This is a genomic window from Roseiconus lacunae, assembly GCF_008312935.1.
Taxonomy (GTDB): domain Bacteria; phylum Planctomycetota; class Planctomycetia; order Pirellulales; family Pirellulaceae; genus Stieleria; species Stieleria lacunae.
In genome coordinates this window covers 77,618-102,654 of sequence record NZ_VSZO01000006.1, presented here as the reverse complement: position 1 = coordinate 102,654, position 25,037 = coordinate 77,618, and the positions used below count along the sequence as shown (strand labels likewise).

Annotated in this window: 17 protein-coding genes; 10 read left to right on the top strand and 7 right to left on the bottom strand. The window is 52.9% G+C overall.

What is annotated here, in order from left to right; genetic code table 11:
* Positions 1-900: 900 nt before the first annotated feature.
* Positions 901-2,136 (bottom strand): group II intron reverse transcriptase/maturase, encoded by a 1,236-nt coding sequence (ltrA, locus tag FYC48_RS10230; RefSeq protein ID WP_235034189.1) that lies wholly within the window; start codon positions 2,134-2,136, stop codon positions 901-903.
* Between the two features lie 957 nt (positions 2,137-3,093).
* Here ltrA and FYC48_RS10220 point away from each other — a divergent pair.
* The gene (locus FYC48_RS10220; RefSeq protein WP_149496609.1) at positions 3,094-3,393 is read left to right on the top strand and encodes a hypothetical protein; all 300 of its coding nucleotides are present in this window, start codon (positions 3,094-3,096) and stop codon (positions 3,391-3,393) included.
* Between the two features lie 615 nt (positions 3,394-4,008).
* Here the strand turns inward: FYC48_RS10220 and FYC48_RS28620 are convergent.
* A complete protein-coding gene (locus FYC48_RS28620; RefSeq protein WP_261345064.1) occupies positions 4,009-4,134 on the bottom strand; it encodes a hypothetical protein in 126 nt (41 codons plus the stop codon).
* Between the two features lie 374 nt (positions 4,135-4,508).
* Between FYC48_RS28620 and FYC48_RS10215 the strand changes: the two genes are divergently transcribed.
* The 8 genes from FYC48_RS10215 (at position 4,509) to FYC48_RS10180 (ending at position 13,019) form a co-directional block, all read left to right on the top strand.
* Positions 4,509-4,958 carry a GNAT family N-acetyltransferase gene (locus tag FYC48_RS10215; RefSeq protein ID WP_149496608.1) on the top strand — a complete coding sequence of 150 codons (450 nt, stop codon included), beginning with the start codon at positions 4,509-4,511 and terminating at the stop codon, positions 4,956-4,958.
* 131 nt (positions 4,959-5,089) lie between these two features.
* The gene (locus tag FYC48_RS10210) at positions 5,090-5,986 is read left to right on the top strand and encodes an alpha/beta fold hydrolase (RefSeq protein ID WP_149496607.1); all 897 of its coding nucleotides are present in this window, start codon (positions 5,090-5,092) and stop codon (positions 5,984-5,986) included.
* 1,849 nt (positions 5,987-7,835) lie between these two features.
* Entirely contained in the window at positions 7,836-7,976 is a 141-nt protein-coding gene (locus FYC48_RS27720) for a hypothetical protein (protein ID WP_160149439.1), read from the top strand.
* Between the two features lie 526 nt (positions 7,977-8,502).
* Complete coding sequence (locus FYC48_RS10200) at positions 8,503-8,937, top strand: hypothetical protein (RefSeq protein WP_149496606.1); 435 nt, start codon at positions 8,503-8,505, stop codon at positions 8,935-8,937.
* Between the two features lie 543 nt (positions 8,938-9,480).
* Positions 9,481-10,809 (top strand): TlpA family protein disulfide reductase, encoded by a 1,329-nt coding sequence (locus tag FYC48_RS10195; protein WP_149496605.1) that lies wholly within the window; start codon positions 9,481-9,483, stop codon positions 10,807-10,809.
* Positions 10,810-11,159: 350 nt separating this feature from the next.
* Positions 11,160-11,831 carry a metallophosphoesterase family protein gene (locus tag FYC48_RS10190; protein ID WP_149496604.1) on the top strand — a complete coding sequence of 224 codons (672 nt, stop codon included), beginning with the start codon at positions 11,160-11,162 and terminating at the stop codon, positions 11,829-11,831.
* A gap of 243 nt (positions 11,832-12,074) precedes the next feature.
* A complete protein-coding gene (locus FYC48_RS10185; RefSeq protein ID WP_149496603.1) occupies positions 12,075-12,362 on the top strand; it encodes a hypothetical protein in 288 nt (95 codons plus the stop codon).
* A 240-nt stretch (positions 12,363-12,602) separates the two neighbouring features.
* Positions 12,603-13,019, top strand: a complete 417-nt coding sequence (locus FYC48_RS10180) for a hypothetical protein (protein ID WP_160149438.1) — start codon at positions 12,603-12,605, stop codon at positions 13,017-13,019.
* Positions 13,020-13,313: 294 nt separating this feature from the next.
* Here the strand turns inward: FYC48_RS10180 and FYC48_RS10175 are convergent, their stop codons facing one another.
* Entirely contained in the window at positions 13,314-18,590 is a 5,277-nt protein-coding gene (locus FYC48_RS10175; protein ID WP_149496601.1) for a protein kinase domain-containing protein, read from the bottom strand.
* A gap of 231 nt (positions 18,591-18,821) precedes the next feature.
* Here FYC48_RS10175 and FYC48_RS10170 point away from each other — a divergent pair, with 231 nt between their 5' ends.
* Positions 18,822-19,661: a hypothetical protein gene (locus tag FYC48_RS10170; RefSeq protein WP_149496600.1), complete on the top strand. Its 840-nt coding sequence runs from the start codon at positions 18,822-18,824 to the stop codon at positions 19,659-19,661.
* Between the two features lie 48 nt (positions 19,662-19,709).
* Here the strand turns inward: FYC48_RS10170 and FYC48_RS10165 are convergent, their stop codons facing one another.
* From FYC48_RS10165 to FYC48_RS10150, 4 genes are all read right to left on the bottom strand, one after another.
* The gene (locus FYC48_RS10165) at positions 19,710-21,329 is read right to left on the bottom strand and encodes a Ppx/GppA phosphatase family protein (RefSeq protein WP_149496599.1); all 1,620 of its coding nucleotides are present in this window, start codon (positions 21,327-21,329) and stop codon (positions 19,710-19,712) included.
* Positions 21,322-22,368 carry an AAA family ATPase gene (locus FYC48_RS10160; RefSeq protein ID WP_235034188.1) on the bottom strand — a complete coding sequence of 349 codons (1,047 nt, stop codon included), beginning with the start codon at positions 22,366-22,368 and terminating at the stop codon, positions 21,322-21,324. The genes FYC48_RS10165 and FYC48_RS10160 overlap by 8 nt, the downstream gene beginning before the upstream one ends.
* Before the next feature lie 384 nt (positions 22,369-22,752).
* Positions 22,753-23,673 carry a lipase family protein gene (locus FYC48_RS10155; protein ID WP_230775253.1) on the bottom strand — a complete coding sequence of 307 codons (921 nt, stop codon included), beginning with the start codon at positions 23,671-23,673 and terminating at the stop codon, positions 22,753-22,755.
* A 233-nt stretch (positions 23,674-23,906) separates the two neighbouring features.
* Positions 23,907-24,929 (bottom strand): AAA family ATPase, encoded by a 1,023-nt coding sequence (locus FYC48_RS10150; RefSeq protein WP_149496597.1) that lies wholly within the window; start codon positions 24,927-24,929, stop codon positions 23,907-23,909.
* Positions 24,930-25,037: the final 108 nt, after the last annotated feature.

Sequence of the window (25,037 nt, the reverse complement as noted above, 5' to 3'; positions counted from 1 at the left end):
CAGTTCCAAGCTGCCTGCATCACGGGTCCGAGTCGCCAGTTTAACGACGAATGACTCCCACCCATCAAACCTCGGACTTACATGGATTCTTTCGTCCATAGAAATAACTGTTACATGAAAGCGAGTCTCAAGCTGTTGTTGTTGTTGACGGCTCTCGTGGCGGTTACCGCGGCGTGGATTCGCGTTCGTCGAGACTACACTGCAATTCAATCTCAGATTCAACGGAATGCAAACTGGAACACGGAGCAAATTACCGTTTCAGAATCGAACTCTCCTCCGAGTCGCTTGACAATTGACGCGTCTGGTGCTGTTTCAAGGGTCTATCTGATGGGGCCAGCAGGGATTGACGCTATACGAAATCACCGTCACCGTGGCATACAGGTCCGCGGTGTCACGTTTGGCTCCGTTGCTGCTGTCTCCGCATTTGATGCAACCGACTTCCCAAACGTGACTCAGCTCGGGTTTGACGACTCGTTTGACCTTGATTTCAATTTCCTCTCACTTGAGTGGTTAGGGTCGCTGCCTCACTTGGAGGAAGTGTGCTTTGAGGCTAGGTCAAGTGACCCGAGGCAAACGTTTCCCACTTTCCCCAAAGACGGACAGTGGAATCTGGATATATGGACCGATCAGATTCAGTCGTTCGATGCTTTTCCGATGCCCCATAGTATTCGAATGCTGTCGGTACATGTGCCGGACACCCATGACGCTGAGGATATCGAAGCCTCTCTCAAGAGTCAGATCACTGGCTCTCACGTTGTCGTGTGGGACAATTTTGGGCCTATGGCCAACCCTTTGTGACCGATCGACTGAGCCAAACCCACGAAGGACGAACCATCGCAATCGGGATAGGGGCGCGGTTGCCCGCGGCCCCTCCCACACCACCTAGCATGCGGGTCCGCACTAGGCGGTTCGCCGTTTCGGAGCAAGCTCCGTCCATCGATCGGCTAATCCAAACAGGCCTTGAGCCGTTAACCACTCGTTCGTTAAAGCTCGCTGAACGCCGGACGTCATCGAGAGACGCCACGGGCCTTTGCCGCTGTGGGCGAAGGGGTATGCTTCGGCCGGAGGGACGCCTAACGCGGACAACTTTCGCAACCGGGTGCGTGGCAAGCGCCAGTTGTTCCAGTAACACGCACGGACCCGGCGACGAAGCCATTTGTCCAGCACGGTCATCTGCGTTCGACGCTGCTCCAGCGCGAAGTAACTCAACCAACCCCGAAGGTAGAGACGAAGATCACGAAGGCGACGACGCATCGAGCATCCGCGAGATCGTCGCAGGATGTCCTTGCAGCGCTGTCGCATCTTCTTCACGCTTGTCGGACTCACCCGGATCTGGCCACCAAAGCCATGGAACTGGTAGCCGAGGAACTCGACTCCCGCAGTCTCACGCACGCGACTTTTGTCACGGTGGATGGCCAGTTTCAATACCCCGGTGAGATAGCGTTCCACCGAACGGAACACGCGTCGTGGCGATAACTCGGATCGTACGAAGACCAGAATGTCGTCGGCGTAACGCACAAAACGCAGACCACGTGCTTCCAAGACCTTGTCGAAATCCCCCAAGAGAATATTCGCCAAAAGTGGTGAAAGCGGCCCGCCCTGCATGGTGCCTTCGGTGGAGGGTTGGAGGAGACCACCGGCGATGACGCCAGCACGCAGAAAACGCCCGATGAGCTTTAGTAGCCGTCGGTCGCGGACGCGACGAGACACGCGTGTCATTAGGACATCGTGCTGGACTCGGTCAAAGAATTTCGACAGGTCCATGTCCACGCACCAGCGGTAGCCGCTGCGAATCGTGCGCTGGATCTGCTGGGTGGCTCCGTGTGCGGAACGCCCGTGCCGAAAACCGAAACTCGATTCGGAGAAAGATGGATCGAAGATCGGGGTCAAGACTTGCAAGATGGCTTGTTGAATCAAGCGATCGACCACGTTGGGAATGCCGAGGTGTCGCTCGCCGCCATTGGGTTTGGGAATCGACTTCCGCCGGCACGGGCCCGGACGGTAAGTCCCTTCCAAGAGTTGTTGCCGAACGACCGGCCAATGGTGCCGGAAGGTCTCGAAGAACTTGTCCAGGGTGATGCCGTCGGGGCCGGGGGCACCGCGGTTCGCTTTGACTTGTTTCCAAGCACGCTCGATGTTCGCTTCGTCAACAATCGCTTCGATCAGTGATCGATGGATCAGAACTCAAGGTTAACTTCTCGGTGACCGCCGAAGCCTCAAGGCTCGTCGGAGTTTTATGCGCTTGCGTCATGCCGGTCTGGGTCTTACCTTCGCGTTAGCGTTGGGATCGTTCGAGGCCACCGTTGGTTGTGTCCTTGTGAAATGACGTTCGGCCCTTCGCCTGACCGCTGGTGTGCGGCCGACCGGCTACTGTGGCCTCAGCTGACTTCTTTGAGCACGGAGAGCGTTACCGCTTCCGCCCCACCTTTCGGGCAAGCCCTACTCGCGGGTACGCGTCAAAGATCTCCCCAGATAAGGGTCGTGAACTGTCCCTGCCCAAGCTCCTGATCTACCTCCGTCCGCTCTTCCGGTTTGCCTTCGCGGTCAGCAGCCCGCTCGTCTGGGATCGTCGGCCTCGTATCAGGTTCCTGTTCGTAGCCTGGCAGGTCTTGGCGGGATGTTGCCGGCTGCGACACCGAGCGAGCATCGCGGGCTTCCTTCCCACGGTCGGTCACCCTTCCGCAGTTGCCCTCGCCTCGTACTCACTTTTGTTAGAATTTCATTTGGTAGAATGCCTCCACAAAAGTTACCGGAACAAAGTACAGGGGACTTCCACCCCATAAGTTCACGCCCGTGCTGGGCGTACTGCACCGGAGTACGCGAGTCGGGGGCCTTTGGGTTTTAGTTTCTATTCGATCGCCTTTTACCGGTGATCCTGGCCGTTCGTCGACAAGTATGTATCAGGGACTTGGCGAAACTTACATCAACGTTTTCTTCTCGCTGACAGCGTGGAGCTTCGTCGCGGCTGCCGCGACCGTGTTGGTAATTCGGCTCTTCAAGCGTTTCGCGATAGGCTGGGGCATTGCTGCAATGTTTTTGCTCGGCCTCGCATTTACATTTGCGTCAAACTCGGTTCTCCATCGAAGGATTTTCGTGCAGCAGCATCAGGACGCCAACACGCTGGTGCCCACTTCTGGATGCGTACGCTACGAACCGTCATTCGGTCACCTGTTTGCTGCTTACAAGATCACGCCCGCCGAATTCGATGCTTGGGTTTCTCAACATCCCTGGGGCTTGGTCGAATACGACCGTGGGCTGATGCAACATGATGAGCAGAGGCTTGGTTTCTCCGAACCCACAAATGCGTACGCCACGGAAATGTCGTCAAACGGTGGCCAACTGCGAGTCTATTTCAAAGATGGCATGATGTATTTGTCGTACAATGTCATGTAGTCGATGCTTGGAGCGACGAACCAAGCGCTCCTGAAAGAGATTAGCTTTTTCAATTGAGTTTCCATCGTTTTGGGATCCTTTTCGTTAGACGAAGACATAAGGATATCGGTGACACGCTTGGCGTGACGTTTTGGTTGGACGCTAGGTTCCGTTTGTTTGACTCCGGTCGTTCATTGCTTGGGTCTTGTTTCGGGCTGTTGTGGTCGTTCTTGTCCCAGCGACCACACCCCATACATTCCTTCGTGGGTTCCTCTGGGGCGATTTGCATCAACGCTTTGACTCAATTGGTCAAACACAATTTTTCGATGCGACCCGCCCACCACACTCCAAGGCTCCAAATCAATGCAACGTGCGACTGTCAGGCCGAGAGACCGAAGCATCTGCGACGAGGTCGGATCTACGCATGGTTACGGGCGAATTGGAGTGGGTGAGCAGCTCAGGTTTGCAAGACTTGCCTCACCATTGTGTTGCAAGCAGCAAGGTGCCGAGCCGATGCAGTGACTGACTAAGAGTTGTTTTCAATGGCTTTGTACCGTGACGATGGTTCGTTGAAAGTGACTTGGGTGACGATAACCTTGCGGCGTTCTTGAGGGGTGTTGAGATGTCTTCGCTTGGTTATGCCGCTCGTTTAGCTTTGCCGTGGATCTGCCGCTTTCGTCGCTCGATCATTGCATCTCGGCATTCGCTATAGGACTGTTGTTCCTTGAGCATGTTGGTGATGATAACGGCAAGTCTTCGCATCACCGCAGTTCGTGCGATACCACTTCCGCGTGGATGCGACCGGGTACGGCGACCTGCCGGACGCCTTTGACAGGCAACCCCTTCTTGAACCTTTGGCGATTTACCCAGAGCAGCCTCCCAGAATCTCGGAGTTTCGAGTTTTTGAATCGTAAGTACAACAAACCGAGTTGAATTAGCCGAAGCCAAGGGTGAGAATCTTCATTGCCAAAGAGGCTTTGATTTTGGTGGGTGGAACGAATGCGACAGGAATTTTCAAGCTGCTCCGATCACTGGTCCGGGGCGCCAGTTTTATGACGAACGACTCCTTGCCATCGAACCTCGGACTTTCATGGAATCTTTCGTCGGCGAGAACCACTAATACGAGGTAGACACACTTGGCATTTCGTTTGGTGGAAATTGATGCTGGCCTTGTCTCTGAAACATTACTGACAGACGCTCCAGAATTGCTCGCCGATGTAGTCTTGGCCTGCAAGGACCTGTATTCGACCGTCGAGGCATTCAAGCCGTGGATTTGCTACTTGGCAGAAGTCAACGGAAGCATCGTTGGGACATGTGGTTTTAAGGGACCACCTTCCAATGGCAGGGCAGAAATTGCCTACTTCACATTCCCTGGCAATGAATCAAGGGGCATCGCAACTAAAATGGGACGCTCTCTAATCGAAATGGCTAAGCTTTCAGATCAAACGATACAGATTGTGGCACAGACCTTACCTGATCGAAATGCATCGCATCGTGTACTGGAGGAGCTTGGTTTTCGACCGTCCGCTACCATTCAGCACGTTGACGATGGCGAGGTTCTGGAATGGATATTTGAACCTGCTTAATCGTCGTCGCAAACGAGCGGCGACGAACCAAGCCATAAACCGTAGCGGTGAAGCCTGGCGGATTTGGATGGACAATCTTTCGTCGCGGCCCAGTTACGAAAAACGTTCGCTTAATTGGTGTACTTAGTGGGATGAATACCTATCGCAATGAGTCGGCACGGAAGAGATTGGACGAGTGGTTCATTCGATTCTGCGAGCGTATTGATTCTCCGTTTGAGAGTCTCGAAGTGCCTACTCGCTTCGGCGATAATCACGTTTTGGTTGCTGGTCCTCCTGGTGCAACTCCCATCGTCTGTCTTCATGCAATGCGCACTGGATCGGCCTTTTTGGTATCTGAACTCAACCCAGTTCTAGATCGGTATCGTGTCATCGCTCCAGATCTTCCCGGTCAGTCTATTCGTGGTTTAGAAACGCGGTTGCCTCTCAATGATGATTCTCACGTCCATTGGCTTACTGATATTCTGGACGAGCTGGATCTTGGAGCGACCAAGCTATTCGGCGTTAGCTGGGGCGGATTTATCGCACGGCAATTCTCAACGAGCGTTCCAGGGCGGGTGGAAAAGCTGGCCCTCCTTGTTCCTGCAGGCATCGTTAATGGATCGCACCTAACGGGCCTCGCTAAGATGGCTCTGCCATTGCTTCGCTATCGCCTATGGCGGTCCCCAGAGAATTTGCGGCGCTTGCTTGAGCCTCTTTTTTCCTCGTGGGACGAGGGATGGGCTCAATACACTGGCGACGCGATTCAAGATATGCCATTCGATTTTCGTATCCCTCCACTGGCAACCGACCAGGAATTGGAAGATCTAAGGATGCCCGTCTTGGCTCTCGGTGGCTCAGACGACATCTCGTTTCCAGGTAAGGACCTCGTAACGCGTATTACGGCGTTGGCGCCGAATGCGCAGGGGGAGGTTCTTCAGAACTGCAAGCATTGCCCTCCTTTGACACAGAACTTCCGCAGTTGGCTTGCAGATCGACTCGTGACGTTTTTCGAACTTGGCGATGACGGTGAATTGAGGGTGTCGGGATAGGAACGCTGTTGTCCGCAGCCCTTCCCAGACCGACTAGCATGCGGGTCCGCGCCAGGCGGTTCGTCGTTTCGGAGCAAGCTCCGTCCATCGCTCAACTAATCCAAACAGGCCTTGAGCCGTTACTACTCGTTCGTTATTGCTCGCTGATCGCCGGACGTCATCGAGAGCCGCCATGGGCTTTGACCGCTGTGGGCGAAGGGGGAAGCATCGGCCGGAGGGACACCTAACGCTGATAACTTTCGAGACCGGGTGTGTGGCAAACGCCAGTTGTTCCTGGAACCCGCACGGACGTGGCGACGGAGCCATTTGTCCAGCACGATCATCTGCGTTCGACGTTGTTCCAGCGCGAAGTAACTCAGGGGACTTGCACCCTATAGGTCGACGACCATGCTGGGCGTACTGCACCGGAGGATGAGAGTCGTGTCTAATGGTCGGCTTGTGAGTCTTTCGTCCGTCCCCGCGAATTCGGTCGTTCGCCAACCTGCAGATGTTCCTACGATCCCATCAACTGAATGTGTCTTCGGCTGATGACATACCGTCTGAATTTGACGTACTGGCGTTTAGCTCGTCGAATTACGCCGTAGTCACTGCGTATGAAACGCATATTTCGAAACAGACTGTCGTTCTCGGAGGTGCGAAAAAGTTGAATGTTCAGCTCGGTATACGGCCGGCTACGGGAGTCTTCGCGCACGCGGATTTTGGCGTGTACCCGGGTGGAGTTGGTTGGGGTTGGATCCCAAACTTCGATTTCCAGGAATTCGCACAGGCGAAAGTCGATGCTAGGCAGATGCTTCTACTGGATGTACTTCATCATGGAGTTGTTGAATTCGCACGAAAGATGAACTCAGATTTGACACCATTCGAGAATGCAATAACTTATATCGCGCGGATAATTCCGCTTGCGGAGGACCGGAACAAATAGTTGGATGTCTTTTGTCAATGAGGCCCCTACCAAGTCTGAATTAAGTGGCGCACTAGACGTTGCGCGTGAGTTATCTGAGGCATCGAGTCAAAGAGGTTTAGCGTATTGGAAGATTTTTCCTGTTGTTGGTTGGGGTGTGAACGTCGACAGTTCTTCCACGGCTTATGAGCTACCTTTGAGCTGTTGATCAATCGGCGCGTTAGTTGTCGCTAGACGCCTAAAGTTGCGGTCTTCGTCGTTATGATTGTTGGATTTTCAGCACTCGTGAATGATCCTTTCTCGGTAGTCCGCGAACGCACGATTTTCGGTAATGACCGATTTCTCTTCTTTGATCCGCTAGATTTAACACATTGAGGGCCCAATGAACGTTTCCTCCCGCACGCCCGAAGGGCGTCAGCACACCTGCGATATATGCGGCTACGAGTTTCGCATGAGTTCCACATCCGCAGGCGATGCTTGTTGTCCAATATGCAATTCGTTGGTTTGGCCTGAAGGTCGAGACGAATCCGAACGGAAAAAGAAGGCTCGAGCCAACGACGCGTTGATCCGCAAGAAAAAGTGTCGAAAATAGCTTCACGTTCCTTGCGACACAACAATCACCTGGAACGTAGCGCCCGATAAGCTGTCCAGCGGGGCCGTCTAACTTTTATTAACAAAGAGTCGTTGGTTTTGGTGTGGGGGGGGAATATCGCAGGAAGTTCCCTATCGATCCGATCGCGGGTCCGAATCCCCAGCATAAAGGCGAATGACCACACTAATCAAATCTTGGACCTACATACATTCGTTCGTCGACAAAGCACAATGACTGCAAAAAACTCCTTGACGCAAGCTGGTGATTCACCGCATAGAAGTTGTCCCCGGTACCTGAGCATGGTGCGTTTCAATTTCGATACCGTACCCAAGGACTACCATGCAAGATATCCATTCATGGATACTCGAACGTACATCTTTTTCGGCGAAATCCCGAACATGCGAGGCCACTGCGTAGTTGCCGACCATGAAACGGGGCAGCTGTATTCCGGTTACCACACTGAAAACTTTGTCGAGCTGACGGACGATGAAGCGTGATAGGATGGGGGCGCTTATCAATGTGCAGTCATAGTCGTATCATTACCCTCGATTTGTGCGCGATCGGAAGTCGCCAATTGCGATGGTCTTTAGCCGATTTATCAGGGCTCGATATTGGCGATCTTTTCACTATTCTCGTCATTGGATTTTGCGAGTTCGCAGGAATCCTTGTTACTCGCATGGATCGTCGCGATCAACCACGCGGTGCAGCGGTTATGCTTTTAGTTGCCGCCGCACTTCCATTCGGATTTTCGATATCGGATTTTGGTTTTCGAATCTATTCGATCGTCGGCGCAGTCGTTGTGTCGTGCCTGATGACACTCGCCTGCGCGAATGCGGTTCGGCACCTTCGGGATGAACGAGACGAGTTTAATGCAAAGCAACTTTTAGACGGGCCCGCACAGGGCAATGGAGAGCGGTCCTACGCACCGTAGTCAGGCTTGCACGCGTTTTGGCGCTCGCTGACCTTCGCTTTCCGCCCGAGCGACGGGCGGCGTTTGTTAATCGGAAAGAGTCCGCCACAATTATGAATCCCTACGCACCGCCTTCTCAGAATGGTTCCCCTGCTTCTGTGTCAGTCGTCGCAATAGGTATACTGACGATCAGTATTTTCAGTCTCGGTTTAATCTCATCTCTTCTTTGCGGAATCTCGTTTTATCTCGATATTCAAGGAGCCAATAACGACGACCTAATGGCAACTGTGCTGACGTTTGGCTGTCCACTAATTGGGATGGCATGCATCGGAATTTCGGCCGGGATGATTCATCTGCGCCGTAATTCCAATCTTCCGAGAATTCCGCTGGCAGCTTACATAGTTGCGGCAGGGGCGTTGATTGTTCTGTCGATTTGGGAGCCTCCGATCGTGCGTTGGCTCTCCATCTCTTTGGTTTGCCACGCCATGGCGGTCGCGATATCAATTCGTACGGCTTTGGGATGCCAGCGTTTGTACAACAAGTTTTAAGCAAACAAATGAGTTGTTTTGAGCCGAGTAATCCGAGCCGTTTTGATTCCAACTGGGGTCACCGTTTGGTCATCTTTTGCTTTCGCGATCTTTATTTGTTCGCTCGAATCCTTTTTGGAAGGCGTCGAAAGCAGAATTTGTGGATTCGTATTGGTAGGGGCGTCCGGCGCAATCGCAATTGACTGACTGGAGCATTTGATGGAGGTGATGTTGGGAGCGTCAAATCTGCGAGCTGGCTAATCGGTGACTACTGAGCTATGAAATCGATTCTGTCAGGTAAACCACCCGTTTATACGCGAAAGCTCTATTGAAATTGGCGATTTGTTTTTTTGAATCCTATACCCCCGTGCGCATCTCGCTATTCGTCGATGAAAATTTCTCCCGATCGTCGAGGATATTGTAGAATCTCGCCGGCGCTAATTCAGAAATCCACTTTGACGATCCTGGGCAGCACTGAGCGAATCGTCGTATGTTCGTTTGTGAATCACCATTGGGACAGTCATTATGTTGCCGAAACCTGCAATAAATAAAGGACACTGACATATGAGTTGGCAGATTGCGAGTGTAAGCTGGGGTCTTCTTCAGCGACAATCCTATAGTTTCTTCCGTCTGTCGCGAGTGAGTGTCGCAACTGTATTCCGACGGAGTTTTCTGGGGTTGGTGGCGTTAGGATACGCGTTCCTGATGATGGTCGTTTTCGAACCGAAGGCAGTATGGTCGCAGCCACCGGAGAGCTCAGTTCGAACTTCGAGCGATCTAGAAGTTCTTGTTCTTGATCAATACTCTCAGCCAGTTGAAGGGGCAAGGATTGGCTTCTCTGCAAGTTTTGGAGATTCTTCCTACGAATCGCCGTCTTGGATATATTTACCGGATCCGGCGTCGCAAGAAAGTTTTCCGCGTCAAACGCGGACCGGCAAACGTGGCACCGCGACGTTGAGCCGTGGCATGGAGATCTTGCGTGATTTCCGTATTAGTCTTGTTGCACGTCATGAGGGACGCCAACTTTCCGGTATTGTAAATTTTCCGCGAAACGTGAACGAAAAAGTTACGATTATTCTTCACCCGGAATGCCGGGTTTTTGGAAAGCTTGCATGCCAAGAACTTGCTGAACATGGCATTGAACTTGAAAGGAACTCTCTTAGCGTTTCGCTTGACGGACGGCTTTGCGTTGAACACTATTCACTCGCGCCGGACTTTGAGATTTTTCTTCCGCCTGGAGAGTATTCAATGACTGCCATCGGAGCGAATGATGGAACACTGGTGGCAAAACGGTCATTTTCGATCTCGGACGGGGTCGCGGAATTGAAATTGTACCCCATGGAGCTCTCACTCAAAGGATCAAAAAAACTGCTTGGACAGCCGGCTCCTGACTTTGCCGACGTGATCGCTTGGAAAGGAACGGGCCCAAAGTCGTTAAAGGACTTAAGGGGGAAAGTGGTCTTGTTGGATTTTTGGGGTTATTGGTGCCACGCGTGTATCGTCAAAATCCCTCGACTAATTGAACTCGACAACCGTTATCGAGAACACGGTTTACAAATCCTTGGGCTTCATATCGATGCCGGGAAGACAATCACTTCGATTTCGGAATACGACGAATTTGCAGAGTCACTAAAGGATGGGATTCTAGAAGGGAAAAACATTACGTATCCTGTCGCATTGATTGCGGAGAAACCAACTCCTTTTCGCGGGAATTCTATGAAGGATGCGACTTGCAGAATGGCTTCCGACTATGGAGTGATCAATTATCCTACAATGATTTTGATTGATAGGGATGGCAATGTTGCTGGCGAGTTCCGCGATACCCCTGAAGGTTATGCCAAGCTGGAAGCATTGCTTGGTATGCCAGAAAGAAAAAAACAACTAGATCGTTGACGCAAACGTATTCGATTGGTCCTATTTAGCAATTAATCATAAGTCTTCGGGGGGAAGCATCTGGATAACACGCTTCCGTTTGAGGGTAGGTCGGACGGGCAATCGGCCGAGGAGGGCGTCTTCTCCGGGTCTGAGAGGCCGACTCTCCCAGTGGGATAGTGAAGCAAATGTCCATCCCAGTCTCACGTGTGATAAAAATGGTGAGTTGAAAATCGATACAAACGGTAGTCGTATTGCGAGAAAGGGAAAAATGCAGGGCTGGCCGGTATTTTGGGGTTGTGATTGCATCGATTAAGACTGCGGCAATCGTGGCATTTCCCGAGTGAAAGTTTTTCAGAGAGGATAGCTAAATGCGAACTTTAGCGATTGGCGATATTCATGGCTGCTACCGATCGCTTGATACACTGGCATCGTTCGCTGCAATTTCCTCCGGTGACCGGGTCATCACGCTTGGCGACTATGTGGATCGTGGCCCTGACACGCGACGAGTGATCGATTGGCTGATCGATCGACAAGCGAGGGAGGGGCTGATTCCGCTCCGCGGCAACCATGAAATAATGTTACTTGAGGCACGTCAATCCAAGCAATGCCTCAAGGATTGGCTGACATGCGGAGGTGATGCGGTTCTGTCGTCCTACGGCACTGATCGACTCGATGGGATTCCGAATGACCATTGGCATTTTCTCGAGTCTTGTTTGCGGTCGCATTACACTACGGAGAGTCACTTCTTTGTCCACGCGAATGCAGATGCCGAAGTTCCGATTGATGAACAACCAGACTATATGCTGTACTGGGAGTCATTTGGAAATCCCAGGCCACACCAATCTGGGTTGACGATGATTTGTGGACATACGGCACAGCGTTCTGGCGTGCCGTGTTCGGTTGGTCATGCAGTTTGCATTGATACCTGGGCCTACGGGCAAGGCTGGTTAACTTGCCTTGATGTTCATTCCGGTATCTGCTGGCAATCGAACGAGTCCGGTGCTACGCGACGTTTTTGGATCGACGAGGTGCCGCAATAGCGACGCCCTTTGTTTGTACAGTGAAGTGAGCGTCGATCGTTCCTATTCCGCTTGCCAAAGAAAAAATTTTTTTGCGTTTGCAGATGTTGTCACACCGATAGTGTGTTTGACCGGGGATTGCTTTGGATTTCATCGAGGTAAATCAGATCACTCTCTCGGATCGACGCAACTGTGATGCGTGATGGTTAGAATAAGTTAGCACATTTCGTTCTGCCGGTAATCGAGAGATGCGTTGGAGCAACGATGAATGATAAACCAGAGATCGCGGAGAGAATTGGGGCAGCGATCAACGAGCTTGATATCGATTTTGATCGGTTCACTTTGGCTGGCTGGTTCGTCAGCCTTCTGTCACTTCTCGGCGGGGGCGGTGCGGCATATGCCATTTCCAGTTTCATGATTAGACGTAATGGCTTGGACGTTGCTGCCGGGTTGGTGTTCTGCCTGACGATGATAGCCGTGACGACGGTAGGATTTTTAGTCCTTCGGTGGGCATTTGCTATTTTCGGAGTTTCGATAACGAAGTCGACTTAGCATTGGACTATCGTGGGATGGTTTATGCGTTTGAAGTGTGGAATCGCTTGTCAAGCCGATATCTGGAGATTTTGAGTTTTGGGAGGGAAAGCATTGGTATTGGCAATTCCGGTGATTTTTGCAAGTTCGCCGCAGACCTTTCTATGGCAGCATTGGACAAGAACAGGACTCTTCCTATCGTCGTCGGTCCAAGGTCTGCGCCGAAGGTTTGAAGACTACTCAAATACAGGCTTGAATGCTGTGCCACGATGTTTCGTGATCGCGAGTTTGCTTTGCTGTACAATCGTTACTGGGTGTGGTGGGCCGAATGTTGATTTTGTCACTTTTGGTGCTGGGCTTCCTGCTCAAGCGACGATCGTAGCAAGAAAACCAGCCGAAGCGTTTGCTCAAGATGCCCACGAGTACATCATTTTCGATACCGATGCGACCGGAGTGGAAACGTTTGCATCCGCGTATGCTGGCGTATCACTTGCCGCATTTGCCAGAGATCGTACCAAACTCAAAGGGGCGACTCGTTCAGGGACGTGGGCTGATACTGTGAGCGGAATCCCGTGGGATTTGACGACCATCACTGATGGTCGCTTTTATCGCAGGGGCGACACCAATGGGTTTGTTGCCATCGATATGGATCTTTATCGCGTTTACGTCTTTCGGTAACAGAGATTGCCAAAGTTGCGTGGGGTGATCTGCTATCTATACCGTTGTGCTGAGAGCGTCTCTGAATCGTGAGCGTAGCGTCTCTAAGCCCGCGTTTACGTTTTCTTGACAGCAACCGGCGTTAAGCAGTGGAAATGAATGATTCGGCTTAACTCATTTTCCTATCCCACTGCGAAAGTCGGGCTCACAGGCCCGGAGAGAGCACTCTCCCCTGACGTTTGCCCGTCCGGCTTTCCCGCAAGCGGGAGGTTGTGATCCGGATGCTTAAACCCCGTGACTCATCTTTTTAGTTGCTTAGGGCTCATCGGCTGATGTATCTACGCCAAACGCGTCTATCATTCGAACGGCGTCCAGCATCGATTTGGCCAACGCGGGGTCCTTTGCTTTGGCGAGCTCCGCTGTTTCTCGCAAACATTTTGTCAGCGTTTCGCGACGTTCCTGGCTGAAGTCGTCTTTGTAGCGATCGACGACTGTTTGTAAAAACTGAGGTGTAAGTGCGCCCTCGTTTTCTTGCATCGCCACTCGTTCCCAAAACATTAAAGAGTACATAACAATCGCATAGCAGCGGTTTTTGACGTAGAAGGGGAACTCTTCTGACTCATTGGCAATCAATGCTAATTCGTAGGCAAAGCGAATCGCCTCCCGCTCGTCGCGATTCATAAGGATCTGCTGACCTTCGGCAAGCAACGTCCCGAGTTTTGCGTAGTCGCCACCGGATTGTGGGTCGACCCATCGGTGGAGAGCGCGAGCACCTTCACGTAAGTCCGCAAACAAGGGCTGTGACGGTTGAGGCTTTTGACCATGAGCTAATCGTTCACTCATGTCCTGCAACGCTTGGGTCGATACTTTGGACATTTGATAGCTGCCGTCGTTTGCTGCGTCAAAGCCTGGGTCAGGCGGTCGGCGGTGCTTAACCGTGTCAAGAATGTAGGTGAAAAGCCCGCGATCGCTGGAGCGACCGATCAGATCGATAAGCGTTCCCATGTGTCTAGCAAATTCATCCGGCGTTCCTGAATCGCCAAGGGACTTCAGTCCGGCGATCATTTTCTCGAACTGCTTTTGCTTTCCGTAAACCAAGCAAGCCGCCCACATAAACTCGCCACGCCGGAAGTCACTGATCATCTCTGGTCGCGAAAGCAATTCCGTCACCAGGTCAGCGGAAGCTAACGCATCATTAGTGTCCAGTCTCGCTTCATCAACTTTCATCTTCCATACATACCACTCGATAGCTTTGGGAAGCTCGGTCGTCAGTTGTTTTTGGGTGGGAGGTTGCTCGAAAGCATTGTTCGAGCGATCAAGTATTTGTTCACGTTCCTCTCCGTCGTAAAAACTGGACTGGCGCAGTAGTGCACGACCGAGTGAGTACTGTGCCTTCAGATCTCGTTTGCCGAGTTCCTTCGCGTTACCGAAGGCTTCGATCGCGAGTGTGAAGAACTTTTCTCGGCGTTCAATCTCTTCCTCCGAATCCCCTGCCGAACAGTAGAAGGCGATGTCCTCGCAAGCGTTCCCTTTATTGATCCATAGCGTTGCTCGATTCCATTCGGTTTGCACGGTCAACTCGTCAAGATTCATCGCCATCGCCTCGTTCATACAATCGAACGACTTCAGCAAGATAGGGAGCTTGACGTCGACGTCAGAAGAATAGAAAGCTTGGCGGACGCCGATTGCCGCGACATTACAAAGGGCATTGAAGCGGTGTCTTCGATTGATAGTTAATTCGGGAATCCCGTTTCCGAGGAGTTCGAGGACCCGTAGAAACGCTTGCCTTGATCGGCCAAATTCTTCGTGACGTAATGCCCAGTCTCCGGTTGATTCGGCGAGTTGTTTGTACGCTTCCGCACGCAGCACTGTCGCGGTTAGCGTGTCGGCACCGAGTTTGGGAGCCAGATCGGCGAATTTTAAAAATGCGGCGCCGTTGGTTTGTTCTAACGCCAAGAATGCGTTCGCAGTTAGCTGGATAAGTTTGGCTTTGTCTTCTTCTTCGGTCGATTCTTCGCGAAGTGTCAGAGTGGTGAGTGCGATATGATCACGGCAAAACTGATCTTTGTCATCATAGCCGCTTCGGGCAACGCGGTCGGTGTATACCAACGCTGCAAGTTCGCTGAAACGCTGAATCGCGTCGGAGCCCGGTGAGATCTGGCGAATCCCCTTCACGATCAGGCCGTCGCTATCAATGTCCAGGTTGGGGATCACAATCGTGCGAACCGTGGGAAGGATCACGCTGTCGACGAGACTCGTTTTTGATAACGACTCGCTTTCCCCGGGACCAAACTGTTCGATACCCAGACGGTCGATGAGTTCGATTGCGGGATTCAAGACGAATACCGTTGCCATGGTCGCACGACGACTTGAATCGTTTTCGTCAGCAACAAGGTTTAGGCCTACCCGGTGCATTGTCAATAAAAGTTGAATGGAGCGCTGGGAGGACAATTCTGCCGACGTGATCAATGCGCGTAGAGTCCCCGGAACTTCGACTGAATTCGTAGGGTCGGTGTTGGTAGCGACGGCATGGATGAACAGCTCCACCTCGAGCGTCAATGCGGTTTGCGATTCGAGATGGTCAGCTAAGAGCTTTCCCGATCTCAAATAGCTTGCCGCCAATGCATTTGCGGTCCGATTTGTATCGTCGGGTTCATAACGGCGCGATTCAAACGAATCATTGCGCACGGAAGAGATGTCAATCGCGGCATCCGCCATCAATTCTGTCGCGGAAAGCAATCTCCAATCGCCCAGCTGTCGAATCGATTGGCGCGATTGCCGGCGAAGTAATTCATCGGCCGCGTCAACGGACTGACGTCCGAGCCCGGCCGCACATAGCAGAAGGTAGGGCCGATAGCTTGGTGAAAGGATGTCCAACAATGACGTATTCGACTGCTGTATTTCCGATGCGGCGTCACGAACGGTGGCTGCGGAGAACTCGTCCGCACGAATCGCCTGTTCGAGTTTCAACGCAGATCGAAGTAGCGAATAGTCCGCTGATTGTTCAATGCGTTCGACACACGTTTTCAACGATGCGTTCAGGTTCCCATTCTGATCGATGACGCGATCCGATGGTGAAATCAAAGCGGCCATCAACGGCACTGCAAATGCAGCAGGATCAAGTGAGAGTTCGGTCACTTGTTCGAGCGACTGCAAAGTATCGACCTGTGCGTCAAAGGGGATCGATGCCGGATCGAAAGCCATCGCCAGTCGTTCTTGATTGCAATAGCGAACAAAGTTTTCCAGTACAGGTAATAGTTTTCGTGTTCGCAATTCCGTCGCTGACAACTGTTGTGATTGAATCGCGAGCAGCAACTCGCCCATCGCGGTTGGCTGCTCGCGGAGTTCTTTCATCCGCGAGAGAAGCATCAAACTTTGTCGTCGCGTTTGGTCGAGATTCGTCTGAGTGTTCAGTTGTTCGATTACGATCGCTGCGGTGTCCCAGTCATTCCCAATTATGGCTTGTCGCAACTGGGCGAGCTTGCGATCACTTTCGAGAGATGGGAAGTCACGTCGGACTTCGTCAAGAGCTTGGTCTGATACACGATCGTTTGCGATGGCACCTGTCGCCACCGGCTCCACGGATTGGATGAAGGCATCACGAATCTCGAGCCAAAGGGAAAGGTATGGATCGGTGACGACTCGTGCCCCGCCGAGTCGTTCGGCGCGGCCAAGGTCACGTCGTACGTCGGCATTGAGCCACTGTGACGCATCCCAGCTTGTGTACGATCGCTGATCGATACTTGCAATTGGAATCAACATCGAGGCAAACGCTAGATCGATCCCTTGGACTTGTTCGAATACTTCGGGGGTATTCTCGATGGCCGTACGAATGGCCTGAAGGTCCTTTGGATCGACGGGGGCATTCTCGTGCAATCGGAATCTTGTCTTGGCTGCCGAGAGGCTGATGGAAAACTGTTCGTACGAATCAGCAAGCGATTGATTGTCGCTTTCTGACCAATGACTGACGCCTTGAAGGATGGTTTTCTTGACCGATCGTTGTTGCTCCGAATCAGGCTCGACATCGGGATCGAAAACTGCGATGCCCTCGGCGAGAGCGGTGTACATATCGGAGGCGCGAAGATCGTCACCTTCGTTTTCGACTGTCGATAGAGATTGATGAACACGCTCGAGAAGCCGATTCGCAGCTTTCGCGAAAAGAATTTGACTGCTTGTACGAAGATCACCTTCTTCACCGGAAGTCGTCGCGTCTGGAGCGTGGGCGGCAAGGTCCGCGGCTTCACCAAGGACAACATTGATGATCGTAAAACTGGACTCGTTAAACGCTTGATCTTCGGTGCGTTCAAAACTGCTTTGTGTGCGAGCCAACAACTCTTTGGCGGTGTTGATCTGGCCTTGATTGATCCAGTCGTTGAAGCTTTCCGGAAAGAAGTACCACCAAGAGGTAAAACCCAGGGTCATGCAGAGCAATAGTGCGGCGACCGTCCCGATGATACGAGTGAGTGTGATGCCGCCGCTTTTATCGACCCCCGAAGCGACCGCGAGCGACTTGATCATTTCCGTGCAGGATCGAAACCGTTTCTTGGGATCGCGCTCGAGTGCCTTTTGCAAAACTTTGCGTTCAGGGGGCGAGAGCGCTGACAGATCCAAGCGTCCGGTTGATTTGGCCACGATCATACTGGCATGTGTCGTGACGTCGAACGGCAGCAAGCCAGTTCGCAATTCGTAATAGGTCACCGCTAGTGAGTATTGATCGACAAACAGCTTGTCGCCCGAGACGGTTGAGAGATGTTCGCCTTCGAGGATCTCGGGGGATGCGTAGGCGGGCGTCGCATGAGTTTGTTGTGTCGCCCGAACGTCGGCTTCGATTTTTTTTGCCAATCCGAAGTCGCAAACCTGGGCTTCGCCGCCGACGAGCAGAATGTTCTGCGGCTTGATGTCAAAGTGATACACGTCGTGCTCATGATTGAGCAGGTCGATCGCACTGGCGGCGGCACGTAGGTACCGAATGGTCTCTTCTGGTTCAAGTCCTAGCGGTGTTTCGACATCGTCGGGGGAGAGACCGGCGTCTTGCCGGATAAATCGTAGCCGGTCAAAGAGAGTGCAGTCGCCAAGTCCCATAACGACAATGAGTTGTTCGGCCGTTACTTTAGGCTTTGGCGATTCCTGTTGATCATTTGAAGGCCCCTTTTCCTGTGGCGATGCAAAGTTGTCGGCCATCGACTGATCGATCGCCATCGTACCTTGCATTGGCTGATCCGACGGTGCCGGTGGTGGTTGATTGGCCGAGTCTATCCCATTTGGATGGGGATGTGACTGAACCGAATCAAGGGTCAATTCTTCCGTTTCACCGTCAGCGAGGATTCGGCCGCTACCATCTTTCGTCCAGAAGCCAAACAGGGGACAAAGGTTTGGGTGGTGGACATCACGGATGGTCTTGAGTGCCTTGAGTTCTTTTCGGCCACCGACATCTTTAAGTGACCGGACAACTTTAAGAGCAACCTTGATCCCTCCGGCCGCCTGAGCTTGCCAAACATCGCCAGCCATCCCGCTGCCGAGCGGTGAAATCAAGGTGTAGCCGGGAACGACTTCCATCCCGGGCTGAAATTCGACTGGCGGTGGACTGGTCATCAGCAGCGCAGGCGTGTTGGGGCCGAAGTGGGAGAGTATGGAAAACGCGGTGGCCCGCGGACTTGGTTGTAAGTCTGTCTTTACAGGTTAACACGGTCAATCGTCCAACGATGTTGCAAAATGTCAACGTCTCTTGTTTGACACCCCACCCGTCTAACCTAGGTTTGTTGCGAAACCGCAACGTCTGCGGCGAATCGAACACCACCGAGAACTGCTACGGAGCGAGAAACGATGTTTTCCGCCAGATTCTGGGGCTCGCTAGCCAGCATTTTCATGCTGCTACCCGCCGCCGCACCGGCTTGTGATGATTGTGCCAAATGCAATGGAACCGGATCGTGCACGAAAGTGGTCCAAGTTCCCTGCACGGTGATGAAAACCGTGACGGAGACTTGTTACCGCGAAGAGCAGCGTATCGAAACCGTCTTGGTTCCGAAGACCATCACCGTCGAGAAGCAAGTCCCATACGAGTACAACGCACTGGTGTGTGTCGAAAAAGTGGATGAGCAGGTAATCGAAGTGAAAACACCGAAGTTTCGCTGGGTCGATCAAGAATACGAAATGATGGTCCCGGCGAAGGACACTGTCACGAAAATGCGCAAACGTACCGAATGCGTGCCAGTGACCGAAACGAAGACTTGCGTCGAAGATCAGGGATGTTGGAAGATCGAAATGGTAGCCAGCGAAACTTGTGGCGGATGCAAGTGTACCGAGAAGAAGGTCTGGTGCCCCAATCCGGTCGAAGTCACGAAGGAAGTGACAGTGATGAAAGAGGTTTGCGTCGAAGAACCGTACACCTGTGAAGTCGACATCATGGTTCCAATCAAGAAGACTCGTAAAGTCAAAGAGTACTTCACCAAGACGGAAACAAAAACAATCAAGCATCCCTACAAGAGCATGGAATACCGCAAGAAAACCAAAATGGTAACGGCGAGTATCCCCGAGTGCGTCCAGGTTGAAGAGCAACGCACCATTATAGTGAAAGTGCCCTACACGGTTGAAAAACAAGTTCCGTGCACCGTCATGAAAACCGTTGAGCAGACGTGCGCGTGTGACTGTGGTTGCGGATCCTAGACGACCCTTGGATGCCGTTTGAGCGGGTTCAAGTGCCAGCCGGCGGCATCAGCCGCCGACGCGGAGCATGACGGGAAGTCCGTAGACATCGCGGAACAATCCTGCTTGTTGTTTCATGGCAATTTGTTCCAACGAGACATCACTTACACCCGGGATTTCGATGATGAGGCGGTTTCCCTCGACTTTGCAATCGATTTCTCGGATTCGACTGGTTCGCGTGTCATCAAGAGCAGCCGCAAGTCGTAAGATCGCGGCGAGCTTGCTGACCAAAACGCGGTGCTCTCGATCGAGCGACATGTATTCCGAATGCGTCGGCTGAGGCGTCGCCCGTCGATAATAGCGGGCCACCAAAGCGACCAGCACAAGTTCGGATTGCGATAGTCCGAACAATTCGCTGTGACGGATGATGTAAAGCGAATGTTTGTGGTGTCCGCGGATATTAATTTGCATCCCGATCTCGTGCAGCAACGCGGCGACGTACAAGATGACTTCGTGTCGGTTGTCTAAACGATGCTGCGGACGCAACTGATCGAACAGTTTTCGCGACAGTTCGGCGACGCTACGGGCGTGCATTTCATCAAAATGAAATCGACGCCCCAGCGAAAGCGCGGAACGAATGATTTGGTTGCGGAACTCGGCGGTCCATCGACCTTCGGCGGCCATATCCTTCAGCAAGCCGTCACGCATGTTGGTGTCGCTGACATAAATATGCTCGAGCGAAAAATGTCTCGCGACGGCGGAGTACGCAAGTAGTGCAGGCGCCAGCGTTTGTGCTTCGATGAAGGTTGCGCCGAATCGCTTGACGATTTCTTCTTCGTCGAGCGTCAGAATATCGTCAGTCAACTGGACCAATTTTTCGGTGGGAACTTTCGTCAGGGTCCGACGTTTCCACTGAGGATTGATCAGGCGTGTCGCAAGGCGAATGTCTCCGCCGACCGCAACCAAGTTGAGCTGTGATTCGGAACGTACTAACTCGTTGAGCTGTGTTAGCATCCGGTTGATATGGTTTTCCAGCAGCGCCCTGCGACGTTTAGCTCCGGCTCTTGCTAAGTCAATTGTCTGTAGCATTCGAATCGAACCAAGCCGGTATGAGTGGCTTGCCAACACATTGCCACTGCGAACGACCAGTACTTCGGTGCTGCCACCGCCAACTTCAAGTACCATCGCCTTGCCATTGGAGAGTTCCTCATCGGCCAGCAATTGGGGCGTGATCCCCATGTAAGTGATTCGGTTGACTTCCGCTTCGTCGATGGGCTGGACATGAAGCCCGGTTTCCATAAACACGCGGTCGGCAAACGCCAGGCGGTTAGAAGCTTCACGAACCGCACTGGTCGCGACGACTCGGACGGAGGATGGCTGGTCGATTCCGTATTCCAGCAGGATACGCTGGTACTGCGTCAAAACACTTACGACGCGTTCGATACTGCGTCGGGAGAGGCGGCGAGTTTCGAAGGTCTCTTTTCCAAGTGGTACCGGCTGGATCAACTGATCAAGCTTTCGAACTTCGCCGTTGGGATTGATCTCGGCGATCGCCATTCGTATCGCAGACGCACCGATGTCGATCACGGCGACGGGGCGTGGGAGTTCTGTCTCAGTCGAAATCGCGGTGCGTCTTCGGTTCGCAGTTGAGTCGGCGACATTCCGTTGTAGCTTAGAAGTCTCAGACATTGAAGTCGTCATCCTCATCGTCTTCATCGCGATCGGGGTGCATCGGGTCGTCGCGATCGAAGAACAAGTCAGCCAGTCCCAGTGGAACGGCGTCACCACCGAGCGTTCGGCTTTTGCGTTGCGAAAGTTTTTCTAGGTCGAGTGCTTCATTGCCCAAGCACTTTTCGAGAGCTTCTTGCCACGCCTGATCGCGGCTCACCGGATGCCCCGGATCTTGCGAAATCCGCTTAAGTGCATAGCGGAGTAGATTGATGCCGTCGCGTGGGGAAAACTCAAGTTTCAGCTGATGCGATCGTTGCAGAAATTCGACCGTCATCGCAAGCATCTCCGCCTCGGCAAACGGAAGATGGTATTGCAAAATCGCCATCTCGTCTTGCTTATTCGGGAAGCCGACCGGCAACGTGGGTTGCAAGCGGCTCATGATGTAATCAGGGATCTCGAACGTCGATTCATCTTGGTTCATTGTGACCGCGGCACGAAATTCCGAGTGGGCTTCGATAGTGATTCCGGCGACGATCGATTCGACATAGCGGCGGTGGTCAAACAAAGGAGCGAGCGACGCCCAGGATTTTTCGTTCATCCGGTTGCCTTCGTCCAGCACGCAAACGCCTCCACAGACCATTGCGGTGACAAGCGGTGAGGCATGGTACGCGATTTCGCCTTTCTGACTGAGGACCGGAGTGACGAGCAGATCCTCAGGTCGGGTATCGGCAGTGCATTGGTAGATGAAAAGCGGTCGTCCTTGGGCTTTGGCCGCTGCGATCGCGAGTTGCGTTTTCCCTACACCGGGGGCCCCAACCAGCCGCGGCGTCAGCGGCAGGTCGGCTTCGTCGATCGAGATCCAACACGCCAGGAGCTGTTCTAAGATTTCTCCTTGGCCGATCCACTTTCCACTATCGCGAAACGGTTTCGCAAGTTTAAGCCGTACGCCGTCGATCTCGATATGCGTCGGCAGCAAATCCGACGCTTGGGATTTGAGTGTCCGGGGCGACTCGGGCATTGAAGCGTCGTCGTTGGCAGGGTCGCGTTCTTGTGACATGTGGTCTTAAAGTTCGTTCTCGCTTCCGAAGAAGGCGTCATTGCGTTGTCAATCCGCGTGGGCTCGTTCGGGCGAACATCGCTTCGTCGCGGTTAACAACGAGTTTGTACGTTTTGACTTGAGGTATAGCAGGCCGTTGCCGCCAGGGAAGGACGGCATGCCGGTGAAACTACATCAATCAGTGGAGCAGTCTTTCATTGTAGGCGAGATTGCCTTCGGGGTGCATGCAGGGTGCGGCCAATGAATGTCGAGTTTACGAGCGACCGAGCAAGTTGGCTCGAGAAACACCGCGTCATCAAAACACTCAAAACTCGTAGGACGGCATTCGATTTGCCGTCGCGCATCGGCTTTCTCGTCAGATTCGACGTCTGGTGAGCCGAATCGCTAGTGCTCATCGAGATCGGCGTAGGCGGTCGCAGGCTTTGCTTGTCCCCCCGATTCGACAGATTCGGACTCTTTTTCGACCGCTTCAACGAGTGGTTCGATGTACCGATGGATGGAATGGTCAGTAAAGTGATCGATCTTCCAGCGTTTGAGAGATCGAATAAAACCGCGCCATTTGTCACGACGTTTGGAAACCAAACCGAGTTTCCGAATCCTTCCGTTGTGGTCAAAGTAGACCTCTGCACCATTGTGACGGTAACCCAAAAAGGCCGGCGGGACGCGAGTCACAATGTCGTTATTGTTAACAAACCGATAGTGATCGAGCGTGACGTAGTTGATGTAGCGTTTGTCTCCGACGCGAGGACTGCCATAGGTGAATAACTCGGCCGGGTTGCTGGAAATATGCGATAGGAAACATCGTCCGGCACAGATCGTGGCCATCGCACCTCCGAGGGAATGACCGCAAAAGTACAGCGGACGACTGTTATCCATCAACGCGGTTTCGATCATCGGCCATAGGTCGTCGACTTCACGTTTGAAGCCACGGTGGACTCGCCCGACCGTCTCGGCGAGAACGCTGCCCACGTTCGCATCGGCTTTGATATCGTTCCATTCGTTTGGCTCGGTCCCGCGACATGCGATCACACAGTCTTGTCGATTGCGAAACCGATACGCCTGAGCCCCATCACGATCATAGAAGGTCACTTCGTCGAAACCGGCGATTTCAGCTGCCGCTTGTGCTTCCGTCAAGTCGTTGTACGCGATCATCGCCAACTCGGCGAACAACAGGCTCCGCCGCAGAAAACTCAGTTCTGCAATCGACGTGTCTTTGACCGAGGAGCGGATCAAAAGGGGCACTTCACCGGCTTGGTGAACCACGTTGCTATTGACCGCGATTCTCTCAGCTACCTTTTCAATCACGCTTCTACCTCGATTCGGCAAGTGCGGTGTCGAAATCTGATCGTGGAATGATCCTAAAATCGATGTTTACTTAATTACCAGCCGTCGTCATCAGCAACGTTTCGATTTTTCGCCGCCGTGGCGACGCTCGTGGATGATAAAACGCATCGCAAGAAACGTCTACGTCGGCTGTTTCATCGCATCGTTAGAGAGGCCATTAAAGCGACGTTCCACCGCTGAGCATTTACGACGCATTAAGCTTGAATTGTCGGCACGGCGATTTCACTGACGATTTCTTGAAGTACCGAATCGGTCGTCAATTTGCGTAGTCGACTCTCTGGCTGCATGATTAGACGGTGGTTCATCACTGGACCAAGAATCCGTTTGATGTCGTCGGGGGAAACAAAGTTTTTGCCACGGATAGCCGCCATCGCTTGCCCACATCGAAACAACGCGATCGACGCACGTGGGCTGCCACCGAGTGCGAGATCGGAATGATGACGTGTCTGCGTGATGATCTGCAGAAAGTACTGCCGGACTCGAGGGTCGACGTGAACCTTGCGGATCTCACGTTGAGCAGCAGTCAGTTCTGCAGCCGTCGCGACAGGCTGCAGTTGGTCGACCGGGTGGGTGTGCTGTAGCAACTCAAGCATCCGCATTTCTTCCTCCAACGACGGATACCCGAGGCTGAACCGCATCAGGAAACGATCGAGTTGGGCTTCGGGCAACGGAAAGGTACCCTCGTGGTCCACCGGGTTTTGGGTTGCGATCACCAGAAATGGTTTTTCAAGGTCGTGTGTCGTGCCGTCGACGGTGACGCGAGACTCAGCCATTGCCTCAAGCAGTGAGGCCTGAGTTCGCGGCGTGGCGCGATTGATTTCATCGGCCAGCAGAATTTGGGTGAACACCGGACCGGGACGAAATTCAAACTCCGCCGTCTTCTGATTAAAAATCGAAGTTCCCGTGACATCGCTGGGTAGCAAGTCTGGTGTGCACTGAACGCGCTTGAATTCACAGCCAACGCTTCGCGCAAGGGCCCTCGCAAGCATGGTCTTGGCAACACCGGGAACGTCTTCGAGCAACAGGTGGCCTCCGCTCAGCCATGCGACCAACGAAAGCACCAACTGTTTGCGTTTCCCGACAATCGCGTGTTCCACGTTGCCAATGATTCGTTTGGCTAAATCGGCGACGGCGGCAACGTTCGCCGATTGTGCTGTCCGTTCATTCGTGGCGCCGCCACCGGGCTGGGTGGGTTCGATTGGTGGTGCTTCGCTCATGGAAACGACGGGGCTTAAAAGTTAGTGGTGTGGCAACGTGCGTCGACGGAGATTGATCTAGGCGTAACTTGTCTTGGCAAAAAACAGCGATGAAAGCGGGGACTGAAG

Bases quoted from the DNA above. Each gene is read 5' to 3' on its own strand.
- FYC48_RS28620 (WP_261345064.1), bottom strand. From the start codon at position 4,134: ATGCGAAGACTTGCCGTTATCATCACCAACATGCTCAAGGAACAACAG.
- FYC48_RS10210 (WP_149496607.1), top strand. From the start codon at position 5,090: ATGAATACCTATCGCAATGAGTCGGCACGGAAGAGATTGGACGAGTGG.
- FYC48_RS27720 (WP_160149439.1), top strand. From the start codon at position 7,836: ATGGATACTCGAACGTACATCTTTTTCGGCGAAATCCCGAACATGCGA.
- FYC48_RS10200 (WP_149496606.1), top strand. From the start codon at position 8,503: ATGAATCCCTACGCACCGCCTTCTCAGAATGGTTCCCCTGCTTCTGTG.
- FYC48_RS10195 (WP_149496605.1), top strand. From the start codon at position 9,481: ATGAGTTGGCAGATTGCGAGTGTAAGCTGGGGTCTTCTTCAGCGACAA.
- FYC48_RS10190 (WP_149496604.1), top strand. From the start codon at position 11,160: ATGCGAACTTTAGCGATTGGCGATATTCATGGCTGCTACCGATCGCTT.
- FYC48_RS10185 (WP_149496603.1), top strand. From the start codon at position 12,075: ATGAATGATAAACCAGAGATCGCGGAGAGAATTGGGGCAGCGATCAAC.
- FYC48_RS10175 (WP_149496601.1), bottom strand. From the start codon at position 18,590: ATGACCAGTCCACCGCCAGTCGAATTTCAGCCCGGGATGGAAGTCGTT.
- FYC48_RS10170 (WP_149496600.1), top strand. From the start codon at position 18,822: ATGTTTTCCGCCAGATTCTGGGGCTCGCTAGCCAGCATTTTCATGCTG.
- FYC48_RS10165 (WP_149496599.1), bottom strand. From the start codon at position 21,329: ATGTCTGAGACTTCTAAGCTACAACGGAATGTCGCCGACTCAACTGCG.
- FYC48_RS10160 (WP_235034188.1), bottom strand. From the start codon at position 22,368: ATGTCACAAGAACGCGACCCTGCCAACGACGACGCTTCAATGCCCGAG.
- FYC48_RS10150 (WP_149496597.1), bottom strand. From the start codon at position 24,929: ATGAGCGAAGCACCACCAATCGAACCCACCCAGCCCGGTGGCGGCGCC.